16 protein-coding genes and 1 other RNA gene are annotated in these 15,269 nt (G+C 60.1%); 13 read left to right on the top strand and 4 right to left on the bottom strand.

All coding sequences use genetic code 11. The features are described from left to right. The first annotated feature begins 224 nt into the window (after nt 1-224). From petA to J7302_RS08695, 5 genes are all read left to right on the top strand, one after another. The gene (gene petA, locus J7302_RS08715) at nt 225-818 is read left to right on the top strand and encodes a ubiquinol-cytochrome c reductase iron-sulfur subunit (protein WP_215372860.1); all 594 of its coding nucleotides are present in this window, start codon (nt 225-227) and stop codon (nt 816-818) included. Continuing rightward, nucleotides 818-2,029, top strand: coding sequence for a cytochrome b (locus J7302_RS08710; RefSeq protein ID WP_215372859.1), 1,212 nt, complete (start codon nt 818-820; stop codon nt 2,027-2,029). The genes petA and J7302_RS08710 overlap by 1 nt, the downstream gene beginning before the upstream one ends. After that, entirely contained in the window at nt 2,029-2,811 is a 783-nt protein-coding gene (locus J7302_RS08705) for a cytochrome c1 (protein WP_215372858.1), read from the top strand. Before J7302_RS08710 ends, J7302_RS08705 begins: the two co-directional genes overlap by 1 nt. Nucleotides 2,812-2,901: 90 nt before the next feature. After that, on the top strand, nt 2,902-3,519 hold the full coding sequence (locus tag J7302_RS08700) for a glutathione S-transferase N-terminal domain-containing protein (protein WP_215372857.1): 618 nt from the start codon (nt 2,902-2,904) through the stop codon (nt 3,517-3,519). Between the two features lie 10 nt (nt 3,520-3,529). After that, nucleotides 3,530-3,952 carry a ClpXP protease specificity-enhancing factor gene (locus J7302_RS08695; RefSeq protein WP_215372856.1) on the top strand — a complete coding sequence of 141 codons (423 nt, stop codon included), beginning with the start codon at nt 3,530-3,532 and terminating at the stop codon, nt 3,950-3,952. 47 nt (nt 3,953-3,999) lie between these two features. On the opposite strand, the gene J7302_RS08690 is transcribed toward J7302_RS08695, so the two are convergent. Genes J7302_RS08690 through J7302_RS08675 form a run of 4 tightly spaced genes read right to left on the bottom strand, consistent with a single transcriptional unit; the run spans nt 4,000 to nt 7,325 of the window. Next, nucleotides 4,000-4,530, bottom strand: a complete 531-nt coding sequence (locus J7302_RS08690) for a BON domain-containing protein (RefSeq protein WP_215372855.1) — start codon at nt 4,528-4,530, stop codon at nt 4,000-4,002. Beyond that, the gene (locus J7302_RS08685) at nt 4,527-5,120 is read right to left on the bottom strand and encodes a phosphoheptose isomerase (RefSeq protein ID WP_215372854.1); all 594 of its coding nucleotides are present in this window, start codon (nt 5,118-5,120) and stop codon (nt 4,527-4,529) included. Before J7302_RS08685 ends, J7302_RS08690 begins: the two co-directional genes overlap by 4 nt. Before the next feature lie 28 nt (nt 5,121-5,148). Then, nucleotides 5,149-5,517 carry a YraN family protein gene (locus tag J7302_RS08680; RefSeq protein ID WP_215372853.1) on the bottom strand — a complete coding sequence of 123 codons (369 nt, stop codon included), beginning with the start codon at nt 5,515-5,517 and terminating at the stop codon, nt 5,149-5,151. Continuing rightward, complete coding sequence (locus tag J7302_RS08675) at nt 5,514-7,325, bottom strand: penicillin-binding protein activator (RefSeq protein ID WP_215372852.1); 1,812 nt, start codon at nt 7,323-7,325, stop codon at nt 5,514-5,516. Before J7302_RS08675 ends, J7302_RS08680 begins: the two co-directional genes overlap by 4 nt. 121 nt (nt 7,326-7,446) lie before the next feature. On the opposite strand from J7302_RS08675, the gene rsmI reads away from it, so the two are divergent. The 8 genes from rsmI to J7302_RS08635 all read left to right on the top strand — a co-directional run bounded on the left by rsmI (nt 7,447) and on the right by J7302_RS08635 (nt 15,269). Continuing rightward, a complete protein-coding gene (rsmI, locus tag J7302_RS08670) occupies nt 7,447-8,319 on the top strand; it encodes a 16S rRNA (cytidine(1402)-2'-O)-methyltransferase (protein WP_215373013.1) in 873 nt (290 codons plus the stop codon). 40 nt (nt 8,320-8,359) lie between these two features. Continuing rightward, nucleotides 8,360-8,718: RNase P RNA component class A (gene rnpB / locus J7302_RS08665), an RNA gene on the top strand. A gap of 314 nt (nt 8,719-9,032) precedes the next feature. Further along, nucleotides 9,033-9,488: a division/cell wall cluster transcriptional repressor MraZ gene (gene mraZ / locus J7302_RS08660; RefSeq protein ID WP_215372851.1), complete on the top strand. Its 456-nt coding sequence runs from the start codon at nt 9,033-9,035 to the stop codon at nt 9,486-9,488. Then, on the top strand, nt 9,485-10,432 hold the full coding sequence (rsmH, locus tag J7302_RS08655) for a 16S rRNA (cytosine(1402)-N(4))-methyltransferase RsmH (protein ID WP_215372850.1): 948 nt from the start codon (nt 9,485-9,487) through the stop codon (nt 10,430-10,432). Before mraZ ends, rsmH begins: the two co-directional genes overlap by 4 nt. Then, on the top strand, nt 10,429-10,722 hold the full coding sequence (gene ftsL, locus J7302_RS08650) for a cell division protein FtsL (RefSeq protein ID WP_215372849.1): 294 nt from the start codon (nt 10,429-10,431) through the stop codon (nt 10,720-10,722). The genes rsmH and ftsL overlap by 4 nt, the downstream gene beginning before the upstream one ends. After that, a complete protein-coding gene (locus J7302_RS08645; protein WP_375740081.1) occupies nt 10,719-12,449 on the top strand; it encodes a peptidoglycan D,D-transpeptidase FtsI family protein in 1,731 nt (576 codons plus the stop codon). The genes ftsL and J7302_RS08645 overlap by 4 nt, the downstream gene beginning before the upstream one ends. Then, complete coding sequence (murE, locus tag J7302_RS08640; RefSeq protein ID WP_215372848.1) at nt 12,449-13,912, top strand: UDP-N-acetylmuramoyl-L-alanyl-D-glutamate--2,6-diaminopimelate ligase; 1,464 nt, start codon at nt 12,449-12,451, stop codon at nt 13,910-13,912. The genes J7302_RS08645 and murE overlap by 1 nt, the downstream gene beginning before the upstream one ends. Continuing rightward, nucleotides 13,905-15,269 carry a UDP-N-acetylmuramoyl-tripeptide--D-alanyl-D-alanine ligase gene (locus J7302_RS08635; protein WP_215372847.1) on the top strand — a complete coding sequence of 455 codons (1,365 nt, stop codon included), beginning with the start codon at nt 13,905-13,907 and terminating at the stop codon, nt 15,267-15,269. The genes murE and J7302_RS08635 overlap by 8 nt, the downstream gene beginning before the upstream one ends.

The raw sequence follows: 15,269 nt of genomic DNA, 5'->3' as shown, positions 1-15,269 counted from the left end.
TTATCAGCTGGGCGTTTTTTTATGCGCGGATAATTATTAGCTGCGACAGCATGTCGCATGTCCAAATGCCCCGCCAATCAAGGGTTTCGCCATATTTGTATCCGGCTATTACCTTGTCAGCAGGGGGGGTTTTCTTTACCATTTGGCGAATTTTTTGCGCGGCTCGATTTTTACTTAGTAGAGGCCTGGAAAACAGGCCAATAAAGCTGATGGGAGACGACTGAATGAGCAATGACGGCGTGAATGCAGGCCGGCGTCGCTTCCTCGTAGCGGCCACATCCGTGGTTGGTGCGGCGGGAGCGGTGGGGGCTGCGGTCCCGTTCGTGGGGTCATGGCTGCCCAGTGCCAAGGCCAAGGCCGCCGGTGCACCGGTCAAGGTGAGTATTGGCAAGATCGAAGCTGGCCAGCAGATCGTTGCTGAATGGCGTGGTCAACCGGTATTTATCATGCGTCGTACCGAGGAAATCCTGGCGAATCTCGGCAAGATCCATGACAGCATGGCGGACCCGGAGTCCAAGGCTTCGGTGCAACCGGCGTACGTGGATCCAGTAACTCGCTCGATCAAGCCAGAGGTCCTGGTGTTGGTTGGTATTTGCACTCACCTGGGTTGCTCGCCGTCGTTCCGTCCGGAAGTTGCGCCGGCTGATCTGGGTGCTGAGTGGGTGGGGGGTTATTTCTGCCCTTGCCACGGCTCTCGCTACGATCTCGCCGGTCGCGTCTACAAGGCGCAGCCAGCCCCGATGAACCTGCCGGTGCCGCCTTACTCGTACGAGTCGGATGACGTCATCGTCGTCGGTGTGGACCAGGAGAAGGCGTAATGAGCAAATTCATGGAATGGGTCGATGCGCGCTTCCCCGCGACCAAGATGTGGGAAGACCATCTGAGCAAGTATTACGCTCCGAAGAACTTCAACTTCTTCTACTTTTTCGGCTCTCTCGCACTGCTGGTGCTGGTCAATCAGATCCTGACCGGTATCTGGTTGACCATGAGCTTCACTCCGTCCGCTGAGGAGGCTTTTGCCTCCGTCGAATACATCATGCGCGACGTGGAGTACGGCTGGATCATTCGCTACCTGCACTCCACCGGTGCATCGGCATTCTTCATCGTGGTCTACCTGCACATGTTCCGCGGCCTGCTCTACGGCTCCTACCAGAAGCCTCGTGAACTGGTGTGGATCTTCGGCATGCTGATCTACCTTGCACTAATGGCTGAAGCCTTCATGGGTTACCTGCTGCCGTGGGGCCAGATGTCCTACTGGGGTGCGCAGGTGATCATCTCGCTGTTTGGTGCGATTCCGGTAGTAGGTGAAGACCTGACCCAGTGGATCCGTGGTGACTACCTGATCTCTGGTATTACCCTGAACCGCTTCTTCGCTCTGCACGTAATTGCGCTGCCAATCGTCTTGCTCGGCCTGGTTGTTCTGCACATTCTTGCCCTGCACGAAGTGGGTTCCAACAACCCTGACGGCGTGGACATCAAGAAGAAGAAGGACGAGAACGGCATCCCGCTGGATGGCATCGCGTTCCATCCGTACTACACCGTCAAGGATATCGTCGGCGTCGTAGTATTCCTCTTCGTGTTCTGCTTTGTGGTGTTCTTCTTCCCGGAAATGGGCGGTTACTTCCTCGAGAAGCCGAACTTTGAACAGGCCAACCCCTTCAAGACGCCTGAACACATTGCGCCGGTGTGGTACTTCACTCCCTTCTACGCAATCCTTCGTGCTGTTCCGGACAAGCTGATGGGCGTTATCGCCATGGGCGCCGCCATCGCCATTCTGTTCGTACTGCCGTGGCTGGACCGCAGTCCGGTCAAGTCCATGCGCTACAAGGGCTGGCTGAGCCGTATCTGGCTGGTGGTATTCTGCATCTCCTTCGTCATCCTTGGCGTGCTGGGTGTTCTGGCGCCGACCCCGGGCCGTACGTTGCTGTCGCAGGTGTGCACCATCCTGTACTTCGCGTACTTCATCCTGATGCCGTTCTACACCAGGATGGAAAAAACCAAACCGGTTCCGGAAAGGGTGACGGGCTGATGAAAAAGCTATTTGCTGCATTTGTGATTGCCGCTCTGCCGGTTCTTTCCTTTGCCTCCGGCGGTGGAGAAGTGCATCTGGACAAGGTCGACATCGACCTGACCGACAAGGCTGCCATGCAGGACGGAGCGCGTACCTTCGCGAACTATTGCATGGGCTGCCATAGCGCCAAGTTCCAGCGTTATGAGCGGGTGGGCAAGGACCTGGGTATCTCCGAAGAGCTGATGTTGGAGAACCTGGTTTTGACCGGTGCCAAGATTGGCGATCACATGAAGGTCGGCATGCAACCCAATGACGCCAAGGCCTGGTTCGGCGCTGCTCCGCCCGATCTGACCCTGGTGGCTCGTGTGCGTGGCACCGACTGGCTCTACAGCTACCTGCGTGCTTTCTATGAAGATCCGACCCGTCCCTGGGGTGTGAACAACAAGGTCTTCCCGAACGTGGGCATGCCCAACGTGCTGGTCGGCCTGCAGGGGCGTCAGGTTGTAGGTTGCAAGCAGGTTCAGGTGGTTGATGGTGGCAAGAAGCAGTTCGATCCGCTGACCGGTGCTCCGATCACTCACGAAGCATGCGATCAGCTGACTGTCCTGCCGAAAACCGGCAAGCTGACTGAGGCTGAGTTCGACGAGAAGATCCAGAACCTGGTGACCTTCCTCGCTTACTCGGCCAACCCGGTCAAGTTGGAAAGTCAGCGCGTTGGTACCTATGTACTGCTCTTCCTGGCCTTCTTCTTCGTGTTCGCCTACCTGCTCAAGCGTGAGTACTGGAAGGACGTTCACTGATCAGTTGCTGCAGCGTTGTTTAAGCGCGCGCCCCTTAGTGGGCGCGCGCGTCTTTCTGCCCCCTGAATATCCCCAAGTGAGGAGGGTGCCATGGCCGCAATCAACAGGCTGGCCTGTTACTCCGACCCTGCCGACCACTATTCCCATCGTGTACGTATCGTGCTCGCAGAGAAGGGTGTGAGCGCCGAGATCATCAACGTTGAACAGGGTCGTTGCCCGCCGAAGCTCGCCGAGGTCAACCCTTACGGTAGTGTGCCGACCTTGGTTGATCGTGATCTGGCGCTCTATGAGTCCACGGTCATCATGGAGTACCTGGATGAGCGTTATCCTCATCCGCCGCTGCTGCCCGTCTATCCGGTGGCTCGAGCGAACAGTCGTCTGCTGATTCATCGCGTACAGCGTGACTGGTGCTCGCTGGTGGACCGGATCCTCGATCCGCGCACCAAGGATGCGGAAAAGGCGCTTGCCCGCAAGGAATTGCGAGAGAGTCTGACGGGCGTATCGCCCTTGTTTGCGGACAAGCCTTTCTTCTTGAGTGAAGATTTCAGTCTGGTGGATTGCTGTCTTCTGCCGATACTTTGGCGTTTGCCTGTGCTGGGTATCGAGCTGCCGCGCCCAGCCAAGCCGTTGCTGGACTACATGGAGCGCCAGTTCGCCCGAGACAGTTTTCAGACCAGCCTGTCTGCTGTAGAGCGCGAAATGCGCTGAGGAGAGTCCGATGAACTCCAGTCGTCCCTACTTGGTTCGTGCACTTTACGAGTGGATCGTGGACAACAACTGCACCCCGCACCTCCTGGTCAACACCGAGCATGCCGATGTTCGGGTTCCGTCAGGCTATGCCAGCGATGGCCAGATTGTGCTCAACGTTTCCCCAACTGCAGTTCGTCATTTGCACATGGATAACGAGGCGGTGAGCTTCGAAGGTCGTTTCGGGGGCATTGCCCACAATCTGTATATTCCTTCGGCGGCTGTGATGGCAATTTACGCCAGGGAGAACGGTCAGGGCATGGTCTTCGATCTCGAGCCGCCAATTCCTGATGATGATCCGGACCCTGAGGATGGCGGCCCGTCCGGCGGTGAGCCGAGTGGTGGTGAGCCATCCCGTCCCACTGGCCGACCCAGCCTGAAGGTGGTCAAGTAAACAAAAAAGGCGATCCTTGGGATCGCCTTTTTTGTTAGATCCAGCAATCAGTTGGTGTATTCGAAGAGCCGAACGATCTTCTGCACGCCCGAAACGTTCTGGACGATGCTGGTCGCCAAAGCGGCTTCCTGACGGGTTACCAGGCCCAGCAAATAAACGATGCCATTCTCGGTGATCACTTTGATCTGCGAGCTGGGAACGTTGCTGTCCGCCAGCAATTGGGTGGTGATCTTGGTGGTGATGGTACTGTCGTTCAGGCGCGCAAGTGATGAGGAGGGTGGCAGCACCTGGAGTTCGTTGTGTACTCGGCGTACGCCTTGAGCGCTACGGGCAGCCTGCTCCGCCAGGTTCTTGAGGTCGGCGCGCGGTGTTTGGCCGGCCAGCAGGACAACGCCGTTGTAGCTGGCGATCACGACATGCGAATTGGTCTTGAGGTCCGGGCTGGCTGCGTCGATCTTGGCCCTTACCTTGGAGGGGGTGGACTGGTCATCTATGGTCTTGCCAATGGTGCGTCCTCCGCAACCGGAAAGCGCGAGGCAGAGGGCTAGGCCGGCGAGAATCAGGGGGGAACGGATCATTCTTCACTCCCAAACAGTTGACGATCGATCAGGTCGCAGAGGCAATGGATGCTCAGCAGGTGAACCTCCTGGATTCGTGCGGTGACCTTTGACGGCACGCGGATCTCGACATCTTCTGGCAGCAACAGGGAAGCCATGCCTCCACCGTCGCGGCCGGTCAGGGCGACCACTACCATCTCCCGGTCATGGGCAGCCTGGATGGCCTGGATGATGTTGGCGGAGTTGCCGCTGGTGGAGATTGCCAGCAGGACGTCTCCGGGCTGACCCAGGGCGCGAATCTGCTTCGAGAAGATTTCGTTGTAGCTGTAGTCGTTGGCAATCGAGGTGATGGTCGAGCTATCGGTGGTCAGAGCCAGTGCCGGTAGGCTCGGCCGCTCGCGCTCGAAGCGGTTGAGCAGCTCCGAAGAGAAGTGCTGAGCGTCGCCTGCTGAGCCACCGTTGCCGCAAGACAGGATCTTGCCTTCGTTGAGCAGCGCATTGACCATCACCATGCTGCCATGCTCGATATGCGGGGCCAGCAGTTCCATGGCTTGCAGCTTTGTGTCAATGCTGGCCTGGAAGAGTTGGCGGATACGGGGTTGCATGTCCATCGGGTAAGACCTTCAGTGGGGCGACCGATCAGGTGTCGAAGGCGTTTTTCAGCCAGGTCAGTCGCGGGGGTGTGTCGCCGTCCATTGAGTCGATGGCGACCACATCAAATCGACAAGGGTATCTTGCCCAGCGGGGTTCCTGCTGGAGGAACTGCTGAGCGGCGTATGCCAGTTTTTCGCGCTTGCGGGCGTCGACGCTCTCGAGGGCGCCGCCCCAGCCAGCATGTCGCCGGTAGCGGACTTCAGCGAATACTACTGTATCGCCGTCGAGCATGACCAGATCGAGCTCTCCGCGACGGCACAGCCAGTTTTGGGACAGCAGACGCAGTCCATTTGCTTCAAGGTGGCGGCGGGCAAGCGATTCAGCCGCTTGCCCGCGTGCGCGTTTCTCAGTCAAGAGTCGCTGTCTTCCAGGCGTTGTACCTGGCCGTCGCGGAATTCGGCCCAGGGGAGTTGCCGTTCAATTCGTTGCGCCGGGTTCAGGCTCAAGGTGCCAGAGAGGCCGTCGATCTTGCTCTCCGGAAGAGCCTTGAGTTGCGTCAAGCGTGGCGCAAGCCGGTATGCGTCGGCACCCATGGCGTAGAGGCGGCCTAGGCTGCCGGCGGCTTGCGGCCACTGGGTTCCCACTTGCTGGCGTAGCGGGTCGCTGCCGTTCAGCAGCCACGGCGTTTCGCAGAAGCGAATGCCATTCAGGTCAAGGTACTGGGACTGGTCACTGCCGGCAGCATAAAGATGCGAGGTCGCATAGACAGGAACGTCGCCCGCGTATTGGAAGGCCAGTGTCGGCTTGATCTGTTGGGCTTGCTGGGGCGTCGCCGCGAGGAAAATGAAATCGACATCCTGGCGACGGGTCGGATGTGCTGCGACCGGCGTGCCGAGGGTGCTCTGCAGGCGCTTCGCGCGTGCTTCGCTTTGGCGGAGTTGGAACAGGTCAGCGATCTGCTGCGCCAGCGCAACAGGCTGGTCAACATGTTCGGCTGCAATTAGGCGACCGCCTTCAGCTTGCCAGCTCTGCTGGAAGGCCTTGAGGACGCGGTCACCCCATTCGCCGCGGGGCACCAGGGCTACGGCGCTGCGCATGCCGTCTGCCCAGGCGCGTCGGGCTGCTTCACGGGCCTCGTCTTCAGCGGCAAGGCCAAATTGGAATAGCTGCGCGGGGCCTTCCTGGCCTGCATCGCTGTAATTCAGGGCCAAGGTCGTAATGGGGAGTTGCTCGCGGGCATTGAGTTGTTTGACCAGGGGCTTCTCGAGCGGGCCAACCACCAATTGGATGCCGTCGGCCTGTGCCTGGCGATAGAACTCATCCAGCGAGGTCATCTTGGAGCTGTCATACAGCTTGATGCTCGGCTGTGGTTGGTTACCTTGCTGTGCTTGGTAGTGCGCGGCAATGAAGCCATCGCGCAGCGCGCGTCCCACGGATGCTAACTGACCTTCCTGTGGTAGCAGGAGGGCGATCTTGGTCAATGGTTGTCCCGCGATTTCCTTCAGCTTGCCCAAGGGCTGGGGCAGTTGCTTGGCGGCAGGGTGATCAGGATTCTGCTCGCGCCATTTATCAATGGCTGCCTGTTGTTCCACGAGTGTTGCTGAGGTTTTGGTCAGGCGCGCAAGTTCCAGCCATCCTGCCAGGTCGGTCTGGTCGCTGGCCTGCAGTTGGTCGACGGGTAGGCTCGAGACCAGGGCCCAGATTGCTTCGTGGTTGGAAGTGGCGGCCTCGCCGCTCAGTAGCGGGGCGATGAATACTCGCTCGCGGGCCGCAGGCAGTGTCTGGCCGTCAGCTTCAAGTGCTCGAGCGCGCACCAGTTGAGTGCGTGCCTGCTGCTCGGCGGGAAGTTCGGCGAGGCGTTCGAGGCTTGGATGTGACAGGGCTTTGAGCGCGCTCTTGGGCTGGTTGCGGGCCATTGCCAGTTCTGCGGTCAGGGTGCTGGCAAAAATCTGCTGGGCGGGCTTGAGGCCTTCCATCGGCACCTGCTCCAGGATTCGTGCTGAGCGACCGATGTCTTGTTGTTGAAGGGCGAGGTCGGCAGCGGAAAGGCGCAGCAGAGCGGCCTGTTCAGGTTTGCTCTCGCTTGCTTGCTGCAGTAGCTGTTCGACGCTGGCCTGCGGCGTGCGAGGCAGTTCGCCGAGGCTGGACGAAGGCGAGCTGGCGCATGCAGCAAGCAAGCCGGCGAGACAGAGGGCGGAGAGCGGACGCAGGCAGGCGATCATTTATCGGTCCCGATACTCGTTGAAAGAAGTTGCGGATTGTACCCAAGCCCTTGATGGGGCGCGATGTTGCTGCTGTGAATCGGGCTACAATGCGCGCTTTCAGTATTTTCTGAGGTGTCTCGTGACTCTTTCCTCTGCTCTTGGTAGTGCGCCAGGCACCCTCTACGTGGTCGCAACGCCGATTGGTAATCTGGACGATATCAGTGCCAGGGCACTGCGAGTCCTGCGCGAGGTTGCATTGATAGCGGCTGAAGACACTCGGCACTCGATTCGCTTGCTTCAGCATTTCGGGATCGAGACACCGCTGGCGGCCTGCCACGAGCACAACGAGCGCGATCAAGGTGGACGTTTTCTTGCCCGGCTGCAGGCAGGGGAGGATGTTGCATTGATCTCCGACGCCGGAACACCGTTGATTTCCGATCCGGGGTTTCATCTGGTGCGCCAGGCTCGGGCGGCGGGGATTCCGGTTGTCCCGGTTCCCGGCGCTTGCGCGGTTGTCGCCGCACTGTCAGTGGCCGGGTTGCCGTCGGATCGCTTCATTTTCGAGGGCTTCCTCCCCGCCAAGGCCGCAGCCCGTCGAGGGCGGCTAGAGCAGATCAAGGAAGAGCCTCGTACCCTGATCTTCTATGAGGCACCGCATCGCCTGCTTGAGTCGCTCGAGGAAATGCGTGCAGTGTTTGGTGATGCGCGGCCTGCGGTACTGGCCAGGGAGTTGACCAAGACATTCGAGACCATCAAGGGTGCTTCGCTGGATCAGTTGTGCGAATGGGTGGCTGCGGATTCTAATCAACAGCGCGGTGAGTGCGTCGTTCTGGTGGGGGGGTGGCAGGCCCCCGAAGGCGAAGGTGCCCTGAGTGCTGAAGCGCTTCGTGTGCTCGATCTGCTGTTGGGTGAAATGCCAGTGAAGCGGGCGGCCGCGCTTGCAGCTGAAATCACCGGGGTTCGCAAGAACCTGCTCTACCAGGCCGCGTTGGAGCGACAATCCGATCCGTGAGCTTGTTCTTCGTGCTGCCTGCCGTTAACCTTGGCAGCGGAGAGTCGATCGGACAGTCGCTGTCTCATTTCGTTTAACGATTTTGAGAGGGAGGAAAGTCCGGGCTCCATAGGGCGGAGTGCCAGGTAACGCCTGGGAGGCGCAAGCCTACGGAAAGTGCCACAGAAAATAACCGCCTAAGCGCGTAAGCGCCGGTAAGGGTGAAAAGGTGCGGTAAGAGCGCACCGCACGTCTGGTAACAGTTCGTGGCTAGGTAAACCCCACTCGGAGCAAGACCAAATAGGAATCCTTGGCGCGGCCCGCGTCGGATTCGGGTAGGTTGCTAAAGGCTGTCAGTGATGGCAGCCGTAGATGAATGACTGTCCACGACAGAACCCGGCTTACAGATCGACTCTCCTCTCTTCCTCCCGCTTTAAATCTGCCTCGCTCCGTTTCATGTCGTTGAAATACCGAAAAGATCTTACTCTTAACAAACTACTTTAAGTTTGAAATTCAGCTTCTTGAGCTGGCTGAACTTTACCTTTGATTCGCTTCCGATAATCCCTCCCCAATCCCCTTCTTTGCTCGCTAAATTGCCGTCCTGTAAGGAGTTTTCCCCTTTTGCCCGCCTTGACTGTGGGGTGGGCGCATTCCTATAGTGTGCAGAAGTGGTGTGAAGTGGGTAAAAGTGGGAGTTATAGGCAGGGAAAGCCACTCAAAGGGGGAGCGCAGCCGTGTTTCGCGGAGCCAACGCCATCAGTCTCGACGCAAAGGGGCGCCTTGCGATGCCAAGTCGGTATCGCGATGAGCTCGTGTCGCGTTGTGCTGGGCAGCTCATCGTGACCATCGACGCTGTAGACCCCTGCTTGACTGTTTACCCCCTGCCTGAATGGGAGCTCATCGAAGCGAAGCTTCGGGAGCTGCCCTCTCTGCGCGAGGAAACTCGCCGCCTGCAACGCCTGCTGATCGGCAATGCCGTGGACCTGGAGCTTGATAGTGCCGGCCGCTTTCTGGTTCCGCCGCGGCTGCGAGAGTACGCTCGGCTGGATAAGCGGGCGATGCTGGTCGGTCAACTGAACAAATTTCAACTTTGGGATGAGGATGCCTGGAATGCGATTTCCGAGGCGGACCTCATGGCAATTAAACAGCCTGGCGGTCTGCCGGGCGAACTACGTGACTTAATCCTGTGAGTACGATCAGCAGCTTCCGCCATATCACCGTACTGCTCGATGAAGCAGTAGAGGCTCTCGCCCTGCGTGCGGATGGCTGTTATCTGGACGGCACGTTTGGGCGTGGCGGGCATAGTCGGCTGATTCTTGAAAAGCTCGGCCCCGACGGGCGCTTGCTGGGCTTCGATAAAGACCCGCAAGCCATCGCAGCGGGTCAAGCGCTGGCGGCCGATGACGGCCGCTTTGTCATTGTGCAGCGCAGCTTTGCTGAGCTGGGGGATGAGGTCGGCGCACGCGGCTTGCAGGGGAAAGTGGACGGCGTACTCCTGGATCTCGGCGTCTCTTCCCCTCAGTTGGATGATCCGGAGCGCGGCTTCAGCTTCCTGAACGATGGTCCGCTCGACATGCGGATGAACCCAGATCGCGGCGTCAGTGCTGCGCAGTGGATTGCCAGCGCCACTGAAGAAGAAATCGCCCGGGTACTCAAGGATTACGGCGAGGAGCGGTTTGCCAGGCGTATGGCGCGTGCGGTTGTGCAGCGGCGCCAGGAGAAACCCTTCGAGCGTACCGCCGATCTGGCTGCAGTGCTCAGTGCCGCCAACCCGGCCTGGGAGAAGGGCAAGAATCCGGCCACTCGTGCTTTTCAGGGCATCCGTATCCACGTCAATAACGAATTGGGGGATCTGGAGAGCGGGCTTGAGTCGGCGCTCGAGGCGCTGGCCGTGGGTGGCCGTCTGGTGGTGATCAGCTTCCACTCGCTGGAGGACCGGATCGTCAAACAGTTCATGCGCAAGCACGCCAAGGGGGAGGCGGACAAATTGCCGCGCGACCTGCCGATTCGTCTGGCCGCCTTCGAGCCGCGCCTGAAGCTGCTTGGCAAACCTCAGTACGCCTCGGAAGAAGAACTCAAGGCCAACCCACGCTCGCGTAGCGCCGTCATGCGCGTGGCGGAGAAGCTGAAGTGAGCCGTCTCTACGCCAAGCCTCTACCTGGTGGAAGCCTCCTGATGCTTCTGCTGTTCTTGGGGGTTCTGGTTTCCTCTGTAGCAGTTTCCTACAGCGCTCATTGGAATCGTCAGCTGCTCAATCAGCTGTATGCCGAGTTGAGCGTGCGCGACAAGGCGCAGGCTGAGTGGGGGCGTCTGGTGCTCGAGCAAAGTACCTGGACAGCGCACAACCGGATCGAGTCGCTGGCGAGCGAGCAGCTGAACATGCGCATTCCCGAACCAGCGGAAATTCGGATGGTGGCGCCATGATGAAGCTCGAAGGCGCACTTTATCCTTGGCGCTTCCGGGTAGTGTTGGGCCTGCTCGCCTTGATGGTCGGTGCCATCTCCTGGCGCATCGTCGATCTGCATGTGATCGATCGTGCCTTCCTGCAGGGGCAGGGTGATGCTCGCAGTGTGCGGCATATTCCGATCCCGGCGCACCGCGGCCTGATTACCGATCGCAATGGCGAACCGCTGGCGGTAAGTACGCCCGTTACGACGCTCTGGACGAACCCCAAGGACCTGATGGGCCTGCGTGATCATTGGCCAGTGATTGCCAAGGCGCTGGGGCAGGACCCCAAGATATTTGCCCAGCGCATCGAGCAGAACGCCAATCGTGAGTTCATGTACCTGGTCCGGGGCCTGACGCCCGAGCAGGGGCAGGCCATCCTTTCGCAGAAGTTGCCTGGCGTCTACAGCATCGAGGAGTTCCGCCGCTTTTACCCAGCCGGGGAGGTCACTGCTCATGTCGTCGGCTTCACCGATGTCGATGACCGGGGGCGCGAAGGTGTCGAGCTGTCTTTTGACGAGTGGCTTGCCGGTGTGCCGGGCAAGCGCCAGGTCCTCAAGGATCGCCGCGGACGCCTGATCAAGGATGTCCAGGTCGCTCGAAATGCCAAACCTGGCAAGACGCTGGCACTGTCCATCGACCTGCGCCTGCAGTACTTGGCCCACCGCGAGTTGCGCAATGCGCTGGTGGAGAATGGTGCCAAAGCCGGCAGCCTGGTGATCGCAGATGTAAAAACGGGCGAAATCCTGGCAATGGCCAACCAGCCCACGTACAACCCGAACAATCGGCGCAATCTGCAGCCTGCTGCGATGCGTAACCGGGCCATGATCGATGTGTTCGAGCCTGGCTCCACGGTCAAGCCGTTTTCAATCAGTGCTGCCCTGGAAAGCGGACGTTGGAAGCCGGAAGACAAGGTCGATGTCTACCCGGGTACCCTGCAGATCGGCCGCTACACCATTCGTGACGTCTCGCGCAGTGAGGGTGTGTTGGACCTGACGGGAATTCTGATCAAGTCGAGCAACGTCGGTGTCAGCAAGGTCGCCTTCGATATCGGTGCTGAGTCTATCTATCGGGTCATGCAGCAAGTCGGTCTGGGGCAAGACACCGGGCTGGGCTTTCCTGGCGAGCGAGTCGGCAATCTGCCAAACCACCGCAAGTGGCCTAAGGCGGAGACTGCGACCCTGGCTTATGGCTACGGCCTTTCGGTGACTGCAATCCAGCTCGCCCATGCCTACTCGGTACTCGCCAACAACGGTCGCAGCGTACCCCTTTCCCTTACCCGGGCCGACAGCCTGCCGGACGGTGTGCAGGTCATCGATGAGTCAGTGGCCAAGACCCTGCAAGGCATGCTCCAGCAGGTGGTTGAAGCCCCAGGCGGCGTATTCCGTGCTCAGGTCCCCGGATACCACGTGTCCGGCAAGAGTGGTACCGCGCGTAAGGCAAGCGTAGGTAGCAAGGGTTACACACAGAATGCCTATCGCTCGCTGTTTGCGGGCTTTGCGCCTTCCAGCAATCCGCGTATCGCCATGGTGGTCGTGATCGATGAGCCGAGCAAGGCGGGCTACTTTGGCGGCCTCGTTTCGGCCCCAGTGTTCGGTAAGGTCATGGCTGGGGCCCTGCGACTGATGAATGTGGCGCCAGATAACCTGCCCACCGAGGAACAACAAACCGCCACCGCGGTTACCGGCAAAGGAGGGCGCATCTGATGCCCATGCCATTGAATCAATTACTGCCCCAGGCGCAGAGCGCTGCGCTTATTCGTGAACTGACCCTGGACAGCCGCCGCGTGCGCCCGGGCGACTTGTTCCTTGCTGTGCCTGGAGCCCAGCAGGATGGTCGCACGCATATCGCGGACGCCGTTGCTCGTGGGGCCACTGCCGTTGCCTATGAAAGTGAGGGTGCTGCCGCGATCGAAGCTGCTGGTGCTGAGCTGATCCCGGTCAAGGGGCTCGCTGGTCAATTGTCGTCCATCGCCGGGCGGTTCTACGGTGAACCCAGTCGTGCCCTTCGACTGGTCGGCGTCACCGGTACCAACGGCAAGACAAGTGTCAGCCAACTGCTGGCGCAGGCCCTTGACCAGTTGGGTGAGCGCTGTGGAATTGTCGGCACCTTGGGCACCGGTTTCTATGGCGCGCTGGAAAGCGGTAGGCATACCACTCCAGACCCTCTGGCCGTGCAGGCGACTCTGGCCGGGCTGAAACAGGCCGGCGCGCGTGCCGTGGCTATGGAAGTTTCTTCCCATGGCCTCGAACAGGGACGCGTTGCAGCCCTGGATTTCGACGTGGCGGTCTTTACCAACCTGTCGCGCGATCACCTGGACTACCACGGCTCGATGGAGGCCTACGCGGCGGCTAAGGCCCGCCTGTTCGCCTGGCCCGATCTGCGTGTGCGCGTGGTCAATCTGGATGACGATTTCGGTCGCCAGCTGGCCTGCGAGCAGCATGAGTCGCGACTGGTCAGCTACAGCCTTGAAGATTCCGCAGCCTTCCTTTATTGCCGCGAAGCGCATTTCGATGACAACGGCGTGCGGGCACAACTGGTCACGCCGCAAGGCGAGGGTCTGCTGCGCAGCCCGCTGCTTGGACGTTTCAACCTGAGCAACCTGCTGGCTGTGGTCGGTGTGCTGCTGGCGCTGGATTATCCACTGGACGAAGTGCTGCACCTCCTGCCATCCCTCCATGGCCCTGTCGGGCGCATGCAGCGTCTGGGTGGCGACGCCAAGCCGCTGGTCGTGGTCGACTATGCCCACACTCCCGATGCCTTGGAAAAGGTATTGCAGGCACTGCGTCCGCATGTCCGTGGGCAACTGCTCTGTCTGTTTGGTTGTGGCGGGGATCGGGATCGCGGCAAGCGCCCGCTGATGGCCGAAGCTGCCGAGCGTTTTGCCGACCGGGTGCTGGTGACCGATGACAATCCGCGCAGTGAAGACCCCGCGCATATTTTTGCCGATATCCGTCCAGGGTTTGCCAATGTCCAGCAGGTCGAGTTCGTGCACGGCCGCGGTCAGGCCATTGCGCAGTTGATTGGCCGGGCCGGCGCCGATGATGTCGTGCTGTTGGCCGGCAAGGGGCATGAGGATTATCAGGAGATCGCCGGTGTGCGTCAGCCGTTCTCCGACCTGGACGAAGCTGCCAAGGCGCTCGACGCCTGGGAGGTGCCTCATGCTTAAGCCGCTTCGCCTTTCCGAGCTGCTGGTGCCACTGAATGCTGAGTTGGTCGGAGCAGATGTCGCCTTCACCGGCGTCTCCAGCGACAGCCGAAAGATTGAGCCGGGGCAATTGTTCGTTGCCTTGGTCGGCCCTCGTTTCGATGGTCATGACTACCTGGCCGAGGTGACTGCCAAGGGGGCGGTCGCTGCGCTGGTGCAGCGCGAGGTCGAGCATGCACCGATCCCGCAACTGGTTGTGGCCGATACCCGAGAAGGGCTTGGTCAACTAGGGGCGTTCAATCGCCAAGGATTCACTGGCCGTGTAGCGGCAGTGACCGGTTCCAGCGGCAAGACCACGGTCAAGGAAATGCTGGCCAGCATCCTGCGTACGCAGGGTTCAGTCCTCGCTACCCGTGGCAACCTGAACAATGACCTGGGGGTTCCGCTGACCCTGCTGGAACTGTCGTTCGAGCACGACAGTGCAGTGATCGAGCTGGGCGCTTCGCGGGTAGGGGAGATCGCCTACACAGTCGGAATGACGCGCCCTCAAGTTGCGATCATCAATAACGCGGGCACCGCTCATGTGGGTGAGTTCGGCGGGCCGGACAAAATTGTCGAAGCCAAGGGTGAGATCCTGGAGGGACTCGCTAGCGATGGCGTTGCGATTCTGAACCGCGACGACTCTGCGTACCCGGTTTGGCACGAGCGTGCCGCAGGCCGGAAAGTCATCAGCTTCGGCCTGAATGAGCCGGTGGCGGATGTGCGAGCCGAGAACCTCGATCGCGACGCACGTGGCTGCATGGCGTTCACCCTTGTTGGTCTGGCCGGTGAGGCACGCATCCAGCTCAACCTGCTGGGAGCACACAATGTCGCCAATGCCTTGGCAGCAGCAGCTGCTGCACATGCCCTAGGCGTACCGCTTGTCGGTATAAAGACGGGGCTGGAAGCGCTTCAACCGGTCAAAGGCCGCGCCGTAGCGCAATTGGCACCCAGCGGCATGCGGGTAATCGACGACAGTTACAACGCCAACCCCGCGTCGATGCTCGCCGCCGTTGATATACTCGCCGGCTTTTCTGGGCACACCGTCCTGGTGCTCGGGGATATGGGCGAGCTGGGCGAGTGGGCGGAGCAGGGCCACCGCGAGGTGGGCGAATACGCCCGTGGCAAGGTCAGCGCGCTTTATGCCGTTGGCCCGCTGATGGCGCACGCAGTAGCTGCCTTCGGCGCAAACGGTCGCCATTTCGCAGACCAGGCCAGCCTGATTCAGGCGCTGGCAAGCGAGCAGGACACCAATACCACAATTCTGATCAAAGGCTCCCGCAGCGCGGCGATGGACAAAATCGTCGCGGCACTCTGTGGGACGGGGGAGGCTCACTAA

The organism is Metapseudomonas boanensis (genome assembly GCF_018704125.1).
Taxonomy (GTDB): Bacteria; Pseudomonadota; Gammaproteobacteria; order Pseudomonadales; family Pseudomonadaceae; genus Metapseudomonas; species Metapseudomonas boanensis.
The sequence above is the reverse complement of the archived record's forward strand: the minus strand, read 5'-3'. Positions and strand labels throughout refer to the sequence as shown.